This is a genomic window from Candidatus Electronema sp. JM (assembly GCF_048287415.1).
Classification (GTDB): domain Bacteria; phylum Desulfobacterota; class Desulfobulbia; order Desulfobulbales; family Desulfobulbaceae; genus Electronema.
Window position 1 is genome coordinate 14,467 of the sequence record NZ_JBLWEN010000029.1, and the last position, 20,238, is coordinate 34,704.

Genomic DNA, 20,238 nt, shown 5'->3' on the forward strand with positions numbered 1-20,238 from the left:
CGTTTTTTTGCAATCTATTCGATAAATCATGATTCATACCCAGTCATTCACCGTCACCCAGCCCACCCGCATTCGCTTCGGTGTTGGCGCGATCAAAGAACTCGGCGCGGCTGTCAAAGATTTCAACGGCAGCAAGGTGCTGCTGGTGGCGGATCCCGGCTTGGTCAAAGCAGGCATCCTGCCCAAGCTGACCGCGCCGCTGGAGCAGGAACAGATACCCTTTGTTGTCTATGATCAGGTTGACCCGGAGCCTGGCTTGAAGCTCCCTGACCGCGCTTATGCCCTTGCCAAGGAAAACGGCTGCGACTGCGTCATCGGCGCGGGCGGCGGCTCGGCGATGGACGTGGCCAAAGCTGCGGCCATCCTGCTGACCAACGGCGGCAAGGCGGCTGATTATCTCGGCTTGGGCAAGATCAAAAAGGCGGGCGCGCCGAAAATCATGGTGCCCACCTCTGCCGGCACGGGCGCGGAAGTGACCTTCACCGCTGTCTTCATCAACGAGGAGACCGGCTCCAAGGGCGGCATGAACGGCGATCCGCTCTACCCGGACGCGGCCATCCTCGACCCAGAGCTGACCCTCAGTCTGCCGCCGAAAGTCACGGCCTACACCGGCATAGACGCGCTCACCCACGCGCTGGAGGCCTACACCTCGACCCAGGCGCATGTGATTTCGGAGATGTATTCGCTGGAGGCCATCCGCCTGATTGCTGAGAATCTGCCTGCAGCCTGCGCCCACGGCGGCAATCTGGAGGCACGGGCCGCCATGCTGATGGGGTCGCTGCTTGGCGGCAAGGCGTTGGCCACCGCAGGCGTGGGCTTGGTGCACGCGATGGCCTATCCGCTCGGCGGCATGTTCGGCATCCCGCACGGCCTTGCCAACGCGGTGCTGCTGCCCTATGTGGTGGAATACAACCTGCCCGGCAATCTGCGCAAATTCGCTGTGCTGGCCGAAGTCCTTGGCGAGAACACCGAGGGCCTGTCCGAGCGTGAGGCCGCCCGCCGCTGCGTGGACGCGCTGTTCGAACTGAACGCCGATGTGGGCATTCCGGCCACGCTGGAGGAGCTGGGCATCCCGGAGGAGAAAATCCCGGAGATGGCGCAAATCGCCCTGACCGTGGCCCGGCCTGTGGCCAACAATCCGCGCAGGCCGACCTTGGAGGAGGTCATCGCGGTGTACGAACAGGCGTGGCGGCCAGCGGCCTGACAGCGCGTGCCGGAAAAGCACTTTTTTCTTTACAAGAAAAGGGTACAATGTACAGTCAGGAGCAACCGCCGTGCGGTTCAACGGCGGAATATTTCAAGCCCCAGCCGTTGAAGCGAAGGAATGCCGCCTGCCGGTTCAGATGCCAGCATGAAGACAAATCGCATATTGCTCATCCGCTATGCCGTCATGGCGGCAGGTCTGGTCGCGCTGGTCCTGCTGGGAGGGCTGTTTGTCCTGTACAATCATCAAAAAAATCAAGAGCAGGACATTAAAACATACCGCTATTCGCTGGCGCAGGAAAGCGAATCGCTCCGCCAGACGTACTACCAGTTAGTCAGCATTTCCAACCTGCTGGTGAAAAATCCGGTTGTCATCAACTCCCTCGACCGGCATCTGAATGGCGAAAATGCCACTGAAGTGGCCTCCGGCATGGTGGAACGAAATCTGGAGGCCATCGCCGCCGTTGAGAACGTCGCTTCAGTTTTCTTAGTCAGTTTGGACGGTATTTGTCTGTATTCAAGCCGCAAAGACCGGCTGGGGAAAAATTACGCCGAGATTGATTACGTCCGCAACGCCCTCAAGTCCGGGAGTGATCTGTCGGCCAATTTTTATGCGATGATGGCAGTGGCCTCAGGCCGGACCAGCCTGTATTATGCCCAAGCGATCAAAAACGGCAGCCTGCGGATCGGCGTGGCAGTGATTGAACTCCGTCCCAGCTTTTTTCATCTGCATTCGTTCACCACGCCATACACCAACGAAACTCCGCAGCTCACCGATGTCCGTATTGGCCTCAGCACAGACGGCAACATACTCCTCAACACAGCGGACAGTTCGCTGGTTTCGCTGAAGCAGCGGCCAAACAGGCTTCAGCCGGAAACCATTCCCTCGCTTGATTTCCCTGATTACGACGAAAAAGAACTGCTGTCCATCGGCTTTTTTCGGCTGAACAACACTGCTGGCACAGAATACTACGTTTTTCTGCAGCCGGTGATCAGCCACAGCCTCTCGCTGGTTCATGTCATCAACCGCAGTTGGTTCCACAGCAATTATCACCCGGCATCTTCCGATTATTCCGGCTATCTCTTCATGCTGGCCGGGATGCTGGCTGTCATGCTCGTTCTGCTCTGGATGGTCAATCGGCGGCATCGGCAGGTGCTGCTCGCGGCGGAGACCTTGAAAAGCGAAGCCGAACGGCGGATGCTCGACAAAGAAAAATACGAGGCGATCATCAACCGCAATCCGCAGGGATTTTGGCGGAATGATTTTGCCACCGGGGTGATACTGGAGGTCAATCAGAGCCTCTGCCGCCTGCTTGGCGTGGATGCCAGCGAAATCATCGGCCACAGCCCGGAGGAATTTCTCTGGACGGACAGCGCGGCACGGGAGCGGACGGACTTCGCCTGCGAGGGCAAGCTGCGCCTGCGCAATGGCCAGGCCGCCGATGTGCTGATCAACGCCTCCTGCATCACCGCGCCCGGCACGGATGAAAAAATTTGCTTCTCCTTCTTCGCGGACATTTCCGAGCGAAAACAAGAGCAGGAGCAGCTTTTTCTCTTTTCGCAGGCTGTGGAGCAGAGCACCAGCGCGATCGTCATCACCGACCGGCAGGCCAAGATAGTGTATGTCAATCCGGCCTTCAGCGAGCTGACCGGCTGGAACCGCCACGATGCGATCGGGGCAGAGCCAGCGATACTCAGCGGCGGCGAGCGGGACACGGTCCTCAGCCGGGAAATTTGGCGGCGGATCAGCGGCGGCGGCACGTGGAAAGGATTTCTGCACAATCGGCGGCAAGACGGCAGCAGCTACTGGGAAGGCCAGATCATCTGCCCGCTGCATGACAGCAAAGGCCGGATCAGCCATTATCTGGCGATTAAAAACGACATCACGCAGCGCTTGGAGCTGGAGCGGCAGTTTAAAGCCCAGCTTGCCAAACTGGAGCTGATGATTGAACATGCGGCCATCGGCATTGTTCATTTGGTGGAGCATAAGTTCGCTTGGGTGAGCAAAGGGGCGGCGGAAATGTTCGGTTATGCTGCGGAAGAGGCGGATCAGCTGCCGATCAGCTCGTTGTTTGAGAACGAAGCGGCGCACCAGAGCGTGCTGACGCTGGCAGACGAGGCCTTCTCCAGAGATCAGATTTTTCATGCTGACCAGCTCATGCGGCGCAAAGACGGCAGCCTGTTCTGGTGCTCGCTGACCGGCAAGATGATTGATCCAGGCCTGCCTGATCAAGGGGCGGTCTGGCTGACCAAGGACATCAGCCGCCAGAAAGAAGAGGAGCGGCAGCTTCAGATCGCTAAAGAGCAGGCCGAAGAGGCGAGCCGGGCGAAAAATGACTTCCTTGCCAGCATCAGCCATGAGCTGCGCACGCCGATGAACGCCATCATCGGCATGAACCAGCTTGTGCTGGAAAGCGGCCTGCTGAACGAAGAGCAGCAGCAGCAGCTCATGGTGGGAAAAAATGCGGCGGACTTCCTGCTGGGCCTGATAGATGATCTCTTGGATTTTTCACGGATTGAGACGCAGCAGCTTCAGCTGACTTCAGTCCGTTTTGAGCTGAAGGAGGCGGTGAGCATGGCGGTGCAGACTGTCCGCTATCCGGCAGAGGACAAAGGACTGCGTCTGGAGTGGCAGATCGCGCCGGACGTGCCGCGCTTTATTGAAGGAGATGCGTTGCGTTTGCGGCAGATTCTTGTTAATCTCCTGAAGAACAGCATAAAATTCAGCGAAAAAGGAACTATTTCCGTTCAGGCGGAAGTGAAGGAGTGCAAGGACGGGCGTGTCCTGCTGGTCTTCACAGTCCGCGACCAAGGCATCGGCATTCCGCCGGACAGGCTGAATGAAATTTTTGAACGCTTTGTCAGCGGTGTCAGCAGGGTGCGCGAGGGCATAGGGCTTGGCCTAGCCATCTGCAGTCAGCTCTGCGCCCTGATGGGCGGTCAAATTTGGGCGGAAAGCGAGCCGAATGTCGGCAGCGCCTTCACCTTCACGGCATGGTTCACTGAAGTGCTGGAAGATTATGACGATGAACCACTGCAACCGATGCGGATTCTGGTAGTGGACGACCACGCGCCGAACCGTTTTTTGGCGATGAAGGTGCTGGAGCGGCACGGCCATGCTGTTGTCGAGGCCTGCGACGGTCAAGAGGCCTTGCGCATCGTGCTGCAAGAGGATTTTGACGCAGTTTTGATGGATGTGCAAATGCCTGGCATGGACGGGCTGACCGTTACCCAGATCATCCGGGAATGCGAGCGGGGAGAGGAGGTTTGCTCGTGCAAGGACACGCGGCGGCTGCCGGAAGAATTTACAGAATCCCTGCGCAGGCGGCTGCAAGGCGGACACATGCTGATTGTCGCCCTGACAGCAAACACCTTTAATGAGCGGTGCTGCATGGAGGCCGGAGTGGACGGCTATCTGGTCAAACCGTTCCGCTTGGAGAATGCCTACCGGGTGATTCGCTGCTGTCTTGCGAGAAGAAAAATGCCGTTGCGGCTGCCAAGAGCGGAGGAACAGGGATGCAGATGCTGGAAAGCACAATTACGAAATGTCGAGGAGGCTGCGGCGATGGCGGACAAGAAAAAAAATAGCGAACTGGTGGACAGAGTTGCAGATCATCTGAAAACCGCCTATAGTCTGGAGGAAGATCAGGTGGGGCAGATGATTCAGCTTTCCGCCAGCTCCATCAGCGACACCCTGACTCAGGCGGATGATGCGCTGGCCGCAGATGATTTGTCCGCGCTCTCTGCGTCTGGCCACAAGGCCAAAGGGGCGCTGGCCAGCATCGGCCTTACGGAGGCGGCGGAGCTGGCCCGCCAGATTGAGCTGAACGGCAAGACCGGAGAACGGGCGGATTACGCCGGGCTGCTGTTCCGGCTGAAAGAGGAACTGAAACCGTTGCTGGCCTTGAAGGACGGGGATTGAACAGACAGTTATGAAAGTCATCTTCTGTGAAGAGTGCGGGGGCCGGAATAATGTCCAGGATGAGCTGCTGGAGCAGATTGACAGCCAGCCGATCAGCTGTCAGTTCTGCGGCAATGTCATGTCGAAAGAGACGATCATTCCGCATAAATGCCCGGCAAAAACCATCAACACTCTGCACTATCATCTGCTTTTCATTGATGATGATGTGTTTCACCTTCAGCTGATGAAGAAAACGCTGGAGAAAGAATACACAGTGTCCATCGCCTCCACCGGCATCCACGGTTTGGAGCTGGCGGCGGCCCGCCAGCCTGATCTGATCTTGCTTGATTTGAACATGCCGGGCATGGATGGCTACGAGGTCTGCAAGCGGCTGAAGGAAAATTCGGTCACCCGTAAAATTGCGGTGATTTTCGTCAGTGCCCGCGACCGCGAGGACGACGAGTGCCGGGGATTCAGCGTTGGCGCGGTGGATTATGTCAACAAGCCGATCAACTTGCAGATACTGAATGCCCGGATCATGGTGCAGCTCAGGATCAAGCAGCTTGTGGAGCAGCAGCGGCAGCAGGCCGAGAGCATGATCAAGTCGCTCCAGCAAAACAGCATGGCTGTGGAAAGCGAGCAGGAGCGGCTGCGGCGGGAAAACAGCGGCCTGATGGCCATCTTGGACAGCTTGCCGGAAAAAGTGCTGATGCAGGACATAAATCGCCGCATCTCGTGGGCCAACCGGGCTGCTGTTGCCATGTGCGGCCTGCCGCTGGCGGAAATGAAGGGCCGGAGCAGCGCGGAGATCATCAGCCGCAGCGGCGGAGCCTGCGATGAATGCCTGCCTGGCTCGGCGCGCAGGCTGCCGCGCTTCACGCATCTGCCGTTGTTCGATGAGGACGGCGGCCCGGAGGGCGCGGCCCATATCTTGGCTGAGGAGCGGGGTGAGGCGACCCAGCTCTGCCAAGCGGCGGAATCGGCGATCAACAGTTTCATTGACCAAAACCGGCAGGCGATCAAGGAAAATCTCGCCACGATTCTTTTCGGCATTGACGCGATCAGCAGCATGCTGCGGAACAACAAGGACTTTGAAACGATAGGCCGTCCGGTGGTGACAGCGGCGGAGCAGCTGGACCAGATGGTCTGCTCGCTGCTGGATTTTGAGCACTGGAACAAGGATGGCTGATCCGCGCCTGTTTGCTTTTTCGATCAACCCTTTTCGGCAGCTTGGAACATGAAAAATGTGCTTATAGTGGATGACGACCTTGGTTTTCAGCGGCTGCTGGGAATCAGTCTGAAAAAATATCAGCAGGATTTCGAGATCATCCTTTCCAACAACGGCGAGGAGGCCATCGGCGTGCTCAACCGCAAGCCGGTGGATCTGATCATCACGGACCTGCAAATGCCGAAAATTGATGGGTTGACGCTGCTGGCCTACCTGAATGACGCGTTTCCCAAAACGCCCTGCGTGATCATGACCGCCCATTCCACGCCGGACATTGAGAAGCAGTTCGGGCAGACCGGGCAGCTCCTGCTGAAAAAGCCGTTCACGATCAGCAAGCTGGTCGAGGCGATCCAGACCGCGCTCAAGCCGCGCTCGTCCTCGGACGGCATGCTGAAGGGCATTTCCGTGGCCAATTTTTTGCAGATGATCGCCTTGGAGCAGAAAACCTGCCTGCTGGAGATCACTGCGCCCAATCAGGACAAGGGCTTTTTCTATATTGAGCAAGGCGAGGTGTTTGATGCCGCTTTCCGGGGGCTGACCGGCGAAGAGGCGGCCTACGCCCTGATCGCCACGGAAGGGGCCAGCATCCGCTTCACCGATGTTCCGGCGAATAAAAAGGTGAAAAAACGCATTCAGGCCAGTTTGATGGGCTTGATCATGGAAGCCATGACCCGCAAGGATGAGATCGTTGGCGCCCCCTGAGCAGGGGCTGGATGAGGCCGCTTCCGCCCGCATCCTGATTGTTGACGACCGGCGCAGTGATATCCGGCTGCTGGAGGCCATACTGCAAGGCCACGGCTACCGTGCTGTTGCGCTCACGGATCCAACCCAAGTGCTGGAGCAGTGCCGCTGTAATTCGCCGGATGTTATTCTGCTGGATATCGGGATGCCGGAGCTGGACGGCTTTGAGGTATGTTCACGTTTGAAGCGTGATCCGCAGCTTGCTGACATTCCGGTGCTTTTTCTTACCGCCATGCGTGATGTGGCCAGCCGCATCAGGGGTTTCAAAGCCGGTGGCGCGGATTTTCTGACCAAGCCCTATGAGCCGTCCGAGCTGATCGCCAGAGTCTCCACTCATGTCAAACTGCGCCGCACCCAGCTGGAGCTGGCCAGCCGCAATGCGCAGCTCGGAGAAAAAATCATCGCCTTGATGGAGAGCGAGGCCCGCACCGAGGCGGTGCTGAACAACGCCGGGGTCTGCATCGGCGTGCTGAATTTAGACTGCGCCTATCTGAAGGTCAACGGCATGTACGCTCAGACCTTCGGCTGCTCGCAGAGGGAATTCAGGCAGATGCGGCTCTGGGACATTCTTCATCCAGATTTCATCGCCCAAACCAAAGAGGCCGCAGCCGCCTTGCGCAGCGGCGCACTGGAGCAGCATTCCGGCGACAAGCAGTTTTTGCGCAAAGACGGCTCGGTTTTTCCTGGCGGCCACTGGCTCAGTCCGCAGCGCGACAGCGCAGGCCGCTGCATCGGCTTTGTCTGTGTCATCAGCGATTTGACGGAGCAGAAGCAGGCTGAATATCAGCTCCGGCTGGCGCATAAAATTTTTCAGACCAGCTCAGAAGGAATGCTGATCACCGACGCGGACAACCATATCATCATGGTCAATCCGGCCTTCACGACCATCACCGGTTGGCGAAGTGAAGAGGTCATCGGCAAAAAGCCCTCCTTTCAGCAGTCGGACCGGCATGATCAGGAATTTTATCAGCAGATGTGGAAGGAGCTGCGGCGCACAGGCCGCTGGCAGGGAGAATTGTGGAACAGCCGCCGCAGCGGCGAAATTTATCCGGTCTGGCTTTCGCTTTCGCTGATTTATGGTCAAAACGGAAAAATTGTCAATCACGTCGCTTTGTTCTCCGACATCAGCGAGCGGAAGAAAGCGGAAGAAGTGCTCCGCTACCGGGCAATGCACGATCCGCTGACCAAGCTGCCAAACCGGGCGATGTTTGAAGAGCGGCTGCGCACTGCGCTGGCCCGCGCCCGGCGGAAAAAAAGCCTCGTCGCCCTGCTGTATTTAGATTTGGACAATTTTAAATCGGTCAACGACAGTCTCGGCCATCTTGCCGGAGACCATTTTCTTCAGCTTGTCGCGGACAAAATGCGGGCCAGCCTGCGCGTTGAGGACACTGCCGCCCGTCTTGGCGGCGATGAATTCTGCGTCATTTTGGAGGATATTGGCTCAACCGAGCAGGCAACAGCCATCGCCGAGCGGATTATTCAGGCTCTGGGCGGCCTTGACTGTCTGCCGGACGGCCACGGCCTGCACACCAGCATCGGCATTGCCCTGTATCCGGCGCACGGCGATGATGCGGAAGGGCTGCTCCGCTGCGCGGACAGCGCGATGTACTTGGCCAAACGGCTCGGCAAAGGCTGCTATTGTCTGGCTGGAGAAGATGAATGAACCTGCCCTTGCCCCGCCGCATCCTCATCCGCGCCACCAATTGGATTGGCGATGCGGTGATGACCACGCCTGCGGTGCGCACTGTCCGCCGCAATTTTCCAAAAGCTGAAATCACGCTGCTCGCCCAGCCGTGGGTGGCGGATGTGTTCACCGCCTGTCCGTATTTGGACCGCATCCTGCTCTACGAAAAACAGGGGCGGCACCGGGGCTTGCGCGGCAAACTGCGCCTTGCCGCCGAACTGCGGGCGGAACATTTTGATTGCGCCATTTTGCTCCAAAATGCCTTTGAAGCCGCCTTGCTTGCCTGGCTGGCCCGAATTCCGGTGCGAGCTGGCTACACCACCGACGGCAGAGGGCTGCTGCTGACGCACGGAGTGGCCAAGCCGCCGGATATCGGCGCGCAACATCAGGTGCATTATTATCAGGCGATGCTGGCAGGCTTGGGCTTGCAGCGGGCGGCAGATGCGCTGGAGCTGTTTCTCTGCCCAGCGGCAGAGCAGGAGGCGAAACAGCTTGTGCAGGGGAGGAACGGGCCGATTATTGGTCTCAATCCCGGCGCGGCTTATGGCCCAGCCAAACGCTGGCCGAGCGAAAAATACGCCGCGCTGGCTGGACAGCTTGCTACAGCGACTGGCGGCCTGATCGTGATTTTCGGCACTAAGGCCGATCAAGATGCGGCAGCAGCGATTATCGCTGCTGCCGCATCGCAGGTGCTCGATTTAACCGGCAGAACCAGTTTGGCACTGGCATTGGCCTGCATCGCCCGCTGCGATGTGTTTGTGACCAATGATTCAGGGCTGATGCACGTGGCTGCCGCGTTGAACAGGCCGCTCGCCGCTATTTTTGGCTCCACCGATCATATCGCCACCGGCCCTTTTTCCGAACGGGCCAAGGTCATCCGGCATCCGCTGCCGTGCAGCCCCTGCTTGAAAACGCACTGCCCGCAAGGACACCTCCGCTGCATGGACTTAGTCAGCGTGGAAGAGGTGGAACAGGCAGTGCTGAACCTTCTCTCTGCGTATCAGAACGAGAGCGAGAACATGTCGCCGAAGGTGACTATTCCCCGGATCAATTCCTGATTTTTAGATTTTTCCACTGCCTCGCGCAGATCATCAAGCGGAAAACGGTGCGAAATCATATCAGAAACGATGATTGCCTCCTCCTTGATGAGCTGGAGGCATTTGCGGAAATCTGCCGCTGTGGCTGCGCAACTGCCGGTCAGCGTGATCTGCCGCTCGGCCAGCAAGGTTTTGTCCACCCCAGCCTCATTTTCAGGCGATATGCTGGACAGGCTGCACACCCCGCCTTGTGCTGTCAAGCGGAGGCAGTCAGCCACCAGCTCCGGGATAAGGACGGAGATGATGACCACATCTGCGCCGCGTCCGCCGGTGAGCTGCATGACCTCGTCATACAGCCTGAAGCTGCTGGTGTTGATCAGATGCGCTGCGCCCATCTGCCCGGCCAACGCCAAGCGGGTGGCGTTGCTGTCCGCCACCAGCACCTTGCAGCCCGACCATTTGGCGGTTTTCAGATGCAGCAGGCCGACTGAGCCGCCACCGACAATCAGGACGGTCTGCCCTTCTTTCATCCGGTTGCTTCGGGCACTAGCGAAGGTGCAGGCCAGCGGTTCAGCCATCACCGCATCTTCAAAGGAAATTTCCTCATTTAACAATTTGACCAAGCCGTCTGCCGCAACAATTTCTTTCGGCACCCGCACCAGTTCAGCGCAGGCACCGTTTACGGTCACGCCCAGCAGGCCGCCGGAATACACCGCCACCGGCTCTTCAGGAAAAAATCCGCGCACACCTGCCCCGACCGTGCTGATTTCGCCCGCCAGCTCCGGGCCGGGAATCAGCGGCAGCCGCGCGGGCAGCCCTCCGCCGAGCATCATGCGGACAGTTTTTGAGCACAGTCCGGCAGCCTTGGTTCGGATGACCACTTCCCCCGGCCCAGCGACCGGATCAGCATATTCTTCGATGCGGATGTCATTCGCAGCATGGAGCACAGCAGCTTTCATAGTCGTTACCGCTCGCAGGTGAAAATGCGGCGCAGCCAGCCAAAAAACGCCGCGCCTTGTCTTCCAGGCAGGCCGGAAGAACTGAAATCAGAACTGAGATTAACGGAAACCAGCCGGAACTTCAAGGCAATATTTGACAGGGGCCAAGGCTGGCGAAAAGAAAAGGCGTTTCAAGCTGAAAAGCCCGAAACGCCTGAACTGTCAGGCTGGGGTGAGCGATGGGACTTGAACCCACGACCGCCGAGGCCACAACCCGGTGCTGCCACCAGCTGAGCTACGCTCACCACCTAAAAAACGGTGGCTGATTATATCCTTGCAGCCTGCTCTTGGCAAGAAAAAAAACGCCGCCTACGCTGGGTTCAGCTCTTTGCCGCAATGTTTGCAGAGCTGGGCGCGGGCCTTGATCAGTTCAGCGCAGTACGGACATTCGCGCAGAAAATGATTGGCGAGAATGCGGCTGATTGCCAGATTCACCGCCTGCTCCAAGCCCGGATCGGTGAAACTGTGATTGCGCAGCGGCTCGATGCAGGCGATATCATTCAATTCCGCCAGCAGCTCGGCGGCCTTGCGGCGCAGGCTGATGTCTGCCGCGTTGTCGGTGAGCAGATGGACGACCGGGCGGATGTCCTTGGCCGCCACGCAGCCGCAGAGCTGGCCAGCCGCCATCTTTTCGTCCTGATAGCGGCTGTTCTGCCGCCGCAGTTCCTCAATGTCCACCGCGCAGCCGGTGAAGGCAAACTTGCTGCCCACCATCATGCTGTAGTTTTCCTGGCTGTCAGGCAGCTCCATGTGGCGGTAGGAGCCAGTATGGCCGTATTGATTCTCAATGAAAGCCCAGCCGTTGACAAAGAGCGGGCAATCGTCGTTGAGGCAGATGAAGAGGAATTCCGAACCCCAGCCAAGGCCGTCGCCGACATGCATAGGCGGCGCGTGGCACAAGGTCAATTCCGTCTTGCAGTGCGGACAGACGTGTTTTTCGTCTAAATAAGCAAGCACTCGTTCCAGCATGAGCTGCGACTCCTTCAATAAAATGAATAAGTTTTCGTGATGAATTCTACCGCGCCAAGGACGAGGCTCACTTGCCCTTCCTGATCGTGACCGTCACCCGGCGGTTGAGCCGCCGTCCATCCTCGGTTTTATTCGAGGCAACCGGTTTGGCGTAGCCGTACCAGTAGAGCAGAATCCGGTTCTTTTTCAAGCCGGGGAAATTGTCGAGCAAATACCGCTGCGCAGTTTCCGCCCGGCGGCGGGAGAGATTGATGTTGTACTGCTTGGTGCCCCGAATGTCGCAGAAGCCAGAGAGCACGGCGTATTCGTTTGGATGTTCGGTCAGATAACGGCCCAGCCGGTCAAGCGTGCTCCGATGCGCTTTGCCGACAGCCGCTTGGTCAAAGGCAAAGAGGACATTCTGGAACGGGCTGTTCGCAGGCATGTAGAGCTTGCCGAGCAGATGCTCCGGGTGCTCGGCCACGGTGTCGAAATCAACCACCTGCGAGCAGTCATTGACCTCGGCAATGTCGTTGAGCAGTTTTTCCGCGCTCCGGTTGGTTGCGCTGCTGATCAGGTTGAAGCAGACATCATATTTTGCCGCCAGCTTTTTTGCCTGCTCCAGCGGCTCCGGCTCGTCAATGCCGGGAAAACGCGAGGCCGCGCCGTTAGTGAACAGAAAAACCTCGGTGCGGCCCGGCAGAGCCAGCAAATGCTCCAGCTTCATCAGCGCGGTTTGCAGCATCGGCGGCCCAAAGCTGGTCACGGGCAATTGCTCCAAGGCGGCGGCGAATTCTTCCTGCTTGTAGTTGTGCAGGCGGTAGTAGGGGTGAAAGCTCTGCTCCGCGCCGGGCAGCCACATCACGTTCCGCCAGTGCGGGTACAGGCCGGTCTGCCAGTTCAGTTCCGGCAGGCTGGCGTTGCTTTTGATAAGTATCTGCTTGGACATCTCCAGCCGGGTCATGCCGCTGTCTTTGTACGGCACGTCCATTGCGGTGGACGGATCGTAGAAGATGAAAAAATTGTCCGCCATGCGGATATGCTGCTGTTTCTGCACCGGAAAAGCATCCGGCTGCCAGATCCAGTCCTTTTTGTCAAACCGCTTGTTCGCCTTGCTTTTCTTGCTGCGGGCCGGGGAATCCGCAGGCAGCGCAAGGAGCAGGACGGCAAGCAACGTGGCCAGCAGCCGCAGCGACATGAAGTTCATCGCAGTTCTCCTGTAAGATTAGAAACGCACCCGGTCTTCCGCAACCGGCAGCAGGGTGTTCTCTCTGGCAAAGACCATTTTTTCCACCGTTTCAAGCTCGTTGCGCCGCACCTCATGATCAAGATGCACTAAGGCGATCTGGCCGACTTCCATTTCGTCCGCCAGCTGAAGGGTGCTGTTCACCGAACCGTGATAGGGATACGTGTCCACCAAACTGAAGGATTCATGCACAACAAAATCGCAGCCCTGAATCAAGGCCTTGGCATGTTTGCCTGCCCTGCCGTCGCCGCTGTAGTAGAACTTGGTCGGGCCGTCCTCCAGCCGCAGGCCGAGATTGTACTGCGAATGCTGGGTCAGCGCGGCATACCACGTCAGCCCAAGCAACGAGATGGTTTCTTGCGCGTGAAGCACATGGAATTCAAAGGTGAAGCTCAGTTTTTTCTCAAAAGTCGGATAAGCCAGTTCTAAGGCGGCCCGCACTTTCTGGTCAATGCCTTTCTGGCCGACGATAGTCAGCGGCTTGGTGCGGCCTAACTGCCAGAGGCGGAGAAAGAGCAGCGGCAGGCCGAGGAAGTGGTCGCCATGATAATGGGATATCCAGATGCAGTCCAGCTCGGCTGGCTGCTCAATCGTCCGAAAATATTGATGCGGCACCGAAAAGCCGCAGTCCAGCAGTATCCTGGCGCCGTTGCTGGCTGTGATCAGGGAAGAGCTGTTGCCGTGCGCAGTGTCACAGGCTTCCCCGACTCCAAGAAAGAAAATTTCCACTGTAGCTGCTCCGTTCCGTGCGATTTATGCGCTGTTGTCCTGATAACTGGAAGATTCTGCGGCGGATTGCAACGGCATTGTCGTCGTATTCTGACTGTACTCGTTGTAATATATGTGCTTTTCGCCGCTGAGGCAAGCCGCTTTGCAGAAAATTGTGGCGGCAGGTTCAGAATGCCGCCGCCGTTGTCCGTTCCGCCAGCTCGTCCGGGGCGAAATCAAGCAAGGAGAAGAGCTGCTCCTCCAATAGCGTGCATTTCCTGAAATTGTCTCGAATCCCTTCCTGTTTGCCAGCATCGCCGTCGCTGTATTTGTCCAAGATGTACTCCAGCCGTTCCGGCAGGCTGACAATTTGGTCGTGGCGGACGCGCTTGTCGGAGTAATACACAATTTCTTGGGCGGAGAAGATGCCCTGCTGATAGCGGGCCGGAGAGAAATCCGGCAGGACAACATGCCCGGCGACGATTGCGGCGATTTCAGGGAAACCGAGGCTGCTGCAGATTTCTGCGCCCGCTTTGGCGTGATTGCAGCCGCTGGTGAGGCAGGGCGTTTTGGCGATGTCGTGCAGCAGCGCTCCGCTGACGCAAAGTTGCAGATCAGGCGGATGGCTGCTTTTTGTCCGCAGTTCAGTAGCCAGCAGCCCGGCAATCCTCGCCACCATGAGCGAATGCGCCCGGATGTTGGCGAGCATCGCGTGCTCCTCCATCAACGCGATGCAGGCGGCAATGGACGGGATGTTCATACCCGACGGCTGAGGCGGTGCACGGCCTCGACAGCAATTTTCACCTGCTCCGGCGGCGTTTGCGGCAGAATGCCGTGGCCGAGATTGAAGATGTGACCTTTAGCTGCTTGGCCTTCCGCAAGAATGGCGGCAATCCGTTTTTCCAGCTCCTCTTTGGGCAGGAAAAGGGCTACCGGATCGAGATTGCCTTGCAGAACATGCTGCGGCGCAATTTTCGCCGCATCGTTCAGCTTGATCCGCCAATCCAAACCAAGCACATCGGCCCCGCAGGTCGCACTCAGTTCCAGCAAGGTCGCGCCGTTGTTGGCAAAATAGATGATGGGCACGTCGGTCATCTGGCGCAGATCGGCAATGATGGACTGCACGTATGGCAGGGCGAACCGCTCAAAATCGCAGGGCGCGAGAATGCCTGCCCACGAGTCGAAAATCTGCAAGACCTGCGCCCCGGCCCGCGCCTGCGCTTGCAAATAAAGGCTGGTGCAGCGGGTAATTTTCTCCAGCAGGGCGTGGTACAGCTCCGGCTGCTGATAGGCCATCCGCTTGGTTTCCAAGAAAACCTTGGACGAACCGCCTTCGATCAAGTACGTGGCCAAGGTGAAGGGCGCACCGGAAAAGCCGATCAGCGGCACTTTAAGGGCGCGGCGGAGCAGACGGATGGTTTCCATGACAAAAGGCAGGCTTTCCTCCGGGTCGGGAATGCGCAGCCGGTCAACCGCCGCCTGCGTCCGCACCGGGTCAGGGAAAACCGGCCCTTTGCTCTCGTGGAATTCGAGCTGAAGGCCCATCGCCTCCATCGGAATGAGGATGTCCGAAAAGAGAATGGCGGCATCAAAGCCAAAAATATCAATCGGCTGGAGCGTGACTTCGGTACACAGCTCCGGGCGTTTGCACAGCTCCAAAAAGCTGACTTTGCCCCGCACGGCCTGATATTCGGGCAGATAACGGCCCGCTTGGCGCATGAACCAGACCGGCGTGTATTCGGTGCGCTCGCCCCGGCAGGCGCGGAAGAAGGTGTCGTTCATTTAAGTAGATTTGCTTGCAAGAAGATCAGGAACCAAGCAGGCTGACAGCACCTCCGGCAAGTGCGGAGACAAGCGGATGCTCAAGGAATTTGCGAAAAAGAGTCTTTGCCCCTTCCTTTTCCTGCGGGGTTGCATCGGCAGATTCGATAGCCTTGGCTAATTCAGAAAGAGTTAATGTGTTGTTGCTGCCAATAATATTATTGACATTTGTCGAGCCGGTAATGTTTACCGTGTTATTATTGTGTTGCACAAATTCCACCTTGATAGCAGGAGTTTCGTTTTCTTCGACGACATCTATGCCAAATGAGGTAATCTTTCCTGGTGATCCTGAAATAATTTCTCCAAAAGAATCAGCCATGACAGACTTCTCTGGTTTCCATTGAAGCAGGTTTTGTTCACGCAACTGATCACATACATGAAATATGTGTTGTTTGTCAACGTCAACGCCAAGGTCAGCAGGTTCTGGCGCAAGCAAATTCCCTTTACGCCGCCGGTCGTAAAAATACTGAAGAATATAGCCTCTCAGCTCACTGTCTTTCATCGAAATCAGCTCCTCGGCTGATACGCGCAGAACGGCTCCTGCGCTAAATAATCGCCGCTGACCGCGTAGGCTCTGGCCCGGCAGCCGCCGCAGACATTGACGTACTCGCAACGTCCGCAGTTTCCTTTATAACCCTTGAAGTTGCGCAATTCCAGAAAAAGCGGTGACTGCTCCCAGATTTCCTGAAACCGTTGCTGGCGGATGTTCCCTGCGGCCTTGGGAAAATAACTGCACGGCAGGACGTTGCCGTCCACATCAATCAGACAGATGAGTTGACCCGCCAAGCAGCCTTTTGAGCCGCCGGTGGAGAATTGCAGGCTCCGCCGTTTGAATTTGTCGCCGTCCTGTTTGGCCCGCTGGAGCACGATGCGGTAATACTGCGGGGCACAGGTCGGGCGGACAAGCAGCTCCGGCTCCTCCTTCTCCATGTCGTAATGCCAATTGAGGATGTCCTCATATTCCGAGGCCGGAATCAGCTCTTCCATGATCTCCTCGCCGCGTCCAGTCGGCACGATCATGAAGAGATACCAAGCCGTCGCGCCGAGCTTTTTCACCAGCTCGTAAAGTTTGGGAGCCTCTTCTTTGTTGCGCTGGGTGAAGGAGGAATTGACGAGGAACTTGATGCCCTGCTCGTTGAAGAGCCGGATGGCGTTCATCGTGCCCTCAAATGCGCCGACCTGATTGCGGAAATTGTCATGTACCGCTGCTGTCGCGCCGTCCAAGCTGAGAGACACCATTTTGATGTCCGCCTCTTTGATCTTGCGGCAGATTTCCTCAGTCACCAAGGTGCCGTTGGTGGCGAGGCACATCCGCAGGCCCAAACTCCCGCCATAAGCCGCAATATCAAAAATATCAGGGCGCAGCAGCGGTTCCCCGCCGGAAAGCACCATCACCGGGTTGGCATAGGATTTGATATCGTCCAGCACCCGCTTGGCTTCGTCCAAGGAGAAATCAGGATGCCCCTGCACTTCCAAGGCGGAAGATGAACGGCAATGCACGCAGTTGAGATTGCAGCGGCGGGTGGTCTCCCAAGCGATCCATTTCGGTTCAAAATCCATTTCAGCTCCCGGCGTTGGAAAGACTGTTTTGCAGAAAAGAGAAAAAGGACATAACGATGTTCAACTATATTCCCTTCAGCGGGTCAGGGTCAACAGCTTTATAACCACAGGACATGCTCACCAGCGCGATAACGCGCCCTCCAGCTTTTTCGGTTGACAGCTCGGCCCGCTTGAATTATTTCGCCACGGCTGCTATCTTTCGTAAAAATATGTGATGTTTTTCGGCAGCAAGCGTTCCAGCAAAGAGTAAATCACCCTTTTTCAACCAGCTCAATCACGTCGAGCAACCACTATGGATTATCCGTTGCGGAAGCCGCTATCTTGATATGTTTTTTCAGGATGGTGGCGAACCTAAGGAGAACAGCATGAGCCTCACCGTCCTGAAAGAAGTCTTTGCCAGATTTCTTCAATCCCGTCATATCGCCCGGCATTTCCGCCGCAGGCGATTGCTTCTCGACACCTTGCCTCAGAGCGGCAAGCGCGAAGTCCCTGCCGCACTCAGCAAGATACTCACGGAAGCCTCCGCTAGTGATGCGGAGACGCTGCTCAAGCAGCTTAACAGCCACCGCGATGGCCTGTCCGATGTGCAGGCCGAGTCAATCCGCGAAGAAGTCGGCCTCAATGAAATTGAGCACGAAAAGCCCTTGCCGTGGTGGACACACCTCTGGCACTGCTACCGCAACCCGTTCAATCTGCTTTTATCCCTCCTTGCGGTCATTTCTTATCTGACCGAAGATATTCGGGCCGCGACAGTCATTTGTCTGATGGTTGCGCTTTCAACCATTCTGCGGTTCTGCCAAGAGTCCAAGTCCAACAAAGCTGCCGATGCCCTCAAGGCCATGGTCAGCAACACGGCCACTGTCATGCGGCGTGATCTCTCTGAAGATGCTGCCCCGCTCTTTGAGGAATACTATGGGGCGCATTTACAGGTGAAACCAGCCCAGCGCATCGAGCTGAGGATCAAACTGCTCGTGCCTGGCGATGTGATTCTGCTTTCAGCTGGGGACATGATTCCGGCGGACTGCCGGGTATTGACGGCCAAAGACCTCTTTGTCGCCCAAGCCGCCATGACTGGTGAGTCCATGCCTGTCGAAAAGTTCGCCACGCAGCGGACAGTGAACGCTGTCAGCCCAGTGGAGCTGGACAACTTGATTTTCATGGGCACGAACGTGGTCTCTGGTTCGGCCACTGCTGTGGTGATCAACACGGGCCGCAGAACCTATTTCGGCATGTTGGCCAGCAGCCTCACGGCCACTGACCGCACGCCGACTTCATTCCAAACCGGCGTGAACAAGGTGAGCTGGCTGCTCATCCGCTTCATGCTGGTGATGTCTCCGCTGGTGCTGTTCATCAACGGCTTCACCAAGGGCGACTGGATGGAGGCGATGCTCTTCGCCCTGTCCATCGCTGTGGGCTTGACCCCAGAAATGCTGCCGATGATCGTCACGTCAACCTTAGCCAAAGGCGCGGTGTTTCTGTCGCGCAAGAAAGTGATTGTCAAACGGTTGGATGCCATCCAAAATTTTGGCGCGATGGATGTGCTCTGCACCGACAAAACCGGCACCCTGACGCAGGACAAAATTTTTCTGGCCCGGCATATTGATATCTGGGGCGATGAGTCGGACTCTGTGCTGGAGATGGCCTATCTCAACAGCTACTATCAGACTGGTCTGAAGAATCTGCTGGATGTGGCGGTGCTGGAGCACACCGAGATGCGCCGTCAGCTCAATCCGGCGAAGAACTACCGTAAAGTGGATGAAATTCCCTTTGATTTCACCCGCCGCCGCATGTCGGTGGTGGTGAGCGAGCGGGAAGATCATCACGAGCTGATCTGCAAGGGCGCAGTTGAAGAAATTCTATCCGTGTGCAGCCAAGTCCGGCATGGCAAGAACACCGAGCCGCTGACTCCAGCACTCCTGTCCGATATTCGAGCGGTGACGGCCCAGCTGAATGAGGAAGGCTTGCGGGTGGTTGCCGTGGCAGCCAAGGAGCTGCCGCCGCGCAAGGAGACCTACGGACTGGCTGATGAGGCCAATCTGGTGCTGATCGGCTATGTGGCCTTCCTTGATCCGCCCAAGGAATCCACGGCTCCGGCCTTGAAAGCTCTGGCCGAACACGGCGTGGCGGTCAAAGTGCTGACCGGCGACAACGAGCTGGTCACAGCCAAGATTTGCAATGAAGTTGGCCTGCCGCAGCTTGGCACGCTGCTGGGCGGCGAGATTGAAGGCATGAGCGATGCCGAGCTGTCCCGCGCCGTGGAGGAGCGCAACGTGTTCGCCAAGCTCACCCCGGCGCACAAGGAGCGCATTGTCCGGCTGCTGCGGGCCAACGGCCATGTGGTCGGCTTCATGGGCGACGGCATCAACGACGCTCCGGCTCTGCGCCGGGCCGACATCGGCATTTCCGTGGATACGGCGGTAGATATCGCCAAAGAGGCGGCAGACATCATCCTGCTGGAAAAAAGCCTGATGGTGCTGGAAGAAGGCGTGCTGGAAGGCCGCCGCACCTTTGCCAATATGCTGAAGTACATCAAGATGACCGCCAGCTCCAATTTCGGCAATGTCTTCTCGGTGCTGACCGCCAGCGTCTTCCTTCCCTTTCTGCCCATGCTGCCGATGCAGCTGCTGATGCAAAATTTGCTCTATGATATCTCCCAGATCGCCATTCCGCTTGATCATGTGGACGACGAGCTGCTGCGCAAGCCGCAACGGTGGCAGCCGGAGGATATAGGCCGCTTCATGCTCTTCTTCGGGCCGATCAGTTCCATCTTCGACCTCACCACCTTTGCCCTGATGTGGTTTGTGTTTGGCGCAAACACCCCAAAGACGCAGACCTTATTCCAGTCCGGCTGGTTTATTGTTGGCCTGCTGACGCAAACCCTGATTGTGCACATGATCCGCACGCCCAAGCTGCCTTTCATCCAGAGCACAGCGGCACTGCCTCTCCTGCTCACAACCGGCATCATTATGGCTATAGGCATCTTTCTCCCTATGGGGCCGCTCGCCCACTATTTCAAGCTGCAAAGCCTGCCGCCGCTGTACTTTGTCTTCCTGCCGCTTATCCTCATGGGATATATGGGCCTGACCCAGCTTATGAAAAGCTGGTACCGCCGTCGGTTCGGGTGGCAGTGATTTTGTGGATGCAGCGCAAGAACGCTCTTGCG

15 protein-coding genes and 1 tRNA gene are annotated in these 20,238 nt (G+C 57.4%); 7 read left to right on the forward strand and 9 right to left on the reverse strand.

The window, feature by feature from the left end; genetic code table 11:
- The first annotated feature begins 28 nt into the window (after positions 1-28).
- From ACNKH6_RS05980 to waaF, 6 genes are all read left to right on the forward strand, one after another.
- Positions 29-1,204, forward strand: a complete 1,176-nt coding sequence (locus ACNKH6_RS05980) for an iron-containing alcohol dehydrogenase (RefSeq protein ID WP_417914633.1) — start codon at positions 29-31, stop codon at positions 1,202-1,204.
- 147 nt (positions 1,205-1,351) lie between these two features.
- Complete coding sequence (locus ACNKH6_RS05985; RefSeq protein ID WP_417914634.1) at positions 1,352-5,125, forward strand: PAS domain S-box protein; 3,774 nt, start codon at positions 1,352-1,354, stop codon at positions 5,123-5,125.
- A gap of 10 nt (positions 5,126-5,135) precedes the next feature.
- The gene (locus ACNKH6_RS05990; protein WP_417914635.1) at positions 5,136-6,293 is read left to right on the forward strand and encodes a response regulator; all 1,158 of its coding nucleotides are present in this window, start codon (positions 5,136-5,138) and stop codon (positions 6,291-6,293) included.
- Positions 6,294-6,341: 48 nt separating this feature from the next.
- Positions 6,342-7,034 carry a response regulator gene (locus tag ACNKH6_RS05995; RefSeq protein WP_417914636.1) on the forward strand — a complete coding sequence of 231 codons (693 nt, stop codon included), beginning with the start codon at positions 6,342-6,344 and terminating at the stop codon, positions 7,032-7,034.
- A complete protein-coding gene (locus ACNKH6_RS06000) occupies positions 7,021-8,736 on the forward strand; it encodes a diguanylate cyclase domain-containing protein (RefSeq protein WP_417914637.1) in 1,716 nt (571 codons plus the stop codon). The genes ACNKH6_RS05995 and ACNKH6_RS06000 overlap by 14 nt, the downstream gene beginning before the upstream one ends.
- On the forward strand, positions 8,733-9,815 hold the full coding sequence (gene waaF / locus ACNKH6_RS06005; RefSeq protein ID WP_417914638.1) for a lipopolysaccharide heptosyltransferase II: 1,083 nt from the start codon (positions 8,733-8,735) through the stop codon (positions 9,813-9,815). The genes ACNKH6_RS06000 and waaF overlap by 4 nt, the downstream gene beginning before the upstream one ends.
- On the opposite strand, the gene ACNKH6_RS06010 is transcribed toward waaF, so the two are convergent.
- From ACNKH6_RS06010 to ACNKH6_RS06050, 9 genes are all read right to left on the reverse strand, one after another.
- Positions 9,758-10,753 (reverse strand): zinc-binding dehydrogenase, encoded by a 996-nt coding sequence (locus ACNKH6_RS06010; RefSeq protein ID WP_417914639.1) that lies wholly within the window; start codon positions 10,751-10,753, stop codon positions 9,758-9,760. The two genes, waaF and ACNKH6_RS06010, sit on opposite strands and share 58 nt — an antisense overlap.
- A gap of 207 nt (positions 10,754-10,960) precedes the next feature.
- Positions 10,961-11,037 (reverse strand) — tRNA-His (locus ACNKH6_RS06015).
- Positions 11,038-11,101: 64 nt separating this feature from the next.
- Positions 11,102-11,761, reverse strand: coding sequence for a zinc ribbon domain-containing protein (locus ACNKH6_RS06020; protein WP_417914640.1), 660 nt, complete (start codon positions 11,759-11,761; stop codon positions 11,102-11,104).
- 67 nt (positions 11,762-11,828) lie between these two features.
- A complete protein-coding gene (locus ACNKH6_RS06025; protein ID WP_417914641.1) occupies positions 11,829-12,947 on the reverse strand; it encodes an OmpA family protein in 1,119 nt (372 codons plus the stop codon).
- A gap of 18 nt (positions 12,948-12,965) precedes the next feature.
- Positions 12,966-13,715, reverse strand: coding sequence for an MBL fold metallo-hydrolase (locus ACNKH6_RS06030; protein WP_417914642.1), 750 nt, complete (start codon positions 13,713-13,715; stop codon positions 12,966-12,968).
- Between the two features lie 166 nt (positions 13,716-13,881).
- Positions 13,882-14,454: an HDIG domain-containing metalloprotein gene (locus ACNKH6_RS06035; RefSeq protein WP_417914643.1), complete on the reverse strand. Its 573-nt coding sequence runs from the start codon at positions 14,452-14,454 to the stop codon at positions 13,882-13,884.
- Positions 14,451-15,476 (reverse strand): uroporphyrinogen decarboxylase, encoded by a 1,026-nt coding sequence (hemE, locus tag ACNKH6_RS06040; RefSeq protein WP_417914644.1) that lies wholly within the window; start codon positions 15,474-15,476, stop codon positions 14,451-14,453. Before hemE ends, ACNKH6_RS06035 begins: the two co-directional genes overlap by 4 nt.
- Before the next feature lie 25 nt (positions 15,477-15,501).
- Entirely contained in the window at positions 15,502-16,017 is a 516-nt protein-coding gene (locus ACNKH6_RS06045; RefSeq protein ID WP_417914645.1) for a hypothetical protein, read from the reverse strand.
- A gap of 5 nt (positions 16,018-16,022) precedes the next feature.
- The gene (locus ACNKH6_RS06050) at positions 16,023-17,075 is read right to left on the reverse strand and encodes a radical SAM protein (protein ID WP_417914646.1); all 1,053 of its coding nucleotides are present in this window, start codon (positions 17,073-17,075) and stop codon (positions 16,023-16,025) included.
- Positions 17,076-17,440: 365 nt separating this feature from the next.
- Here ACNKH6_RS06050 and mgtA point away from each other — a divergent pair, with 365 nt between their 5' ends.
- On the forward strand, positions 17,441-20,206 hold the full coding sequence (gene mgtA / locus ACNKH6_RS06055; protein WP_417914647.1) for a magnesium-translocating P-type ATPase: 2,766 nt from the start codon (positions 17,441-17,443) through the stop codon (positions 20,204-20,206).
- Positions 20,207-20,238: the final 32 nt, after the last annotated feature.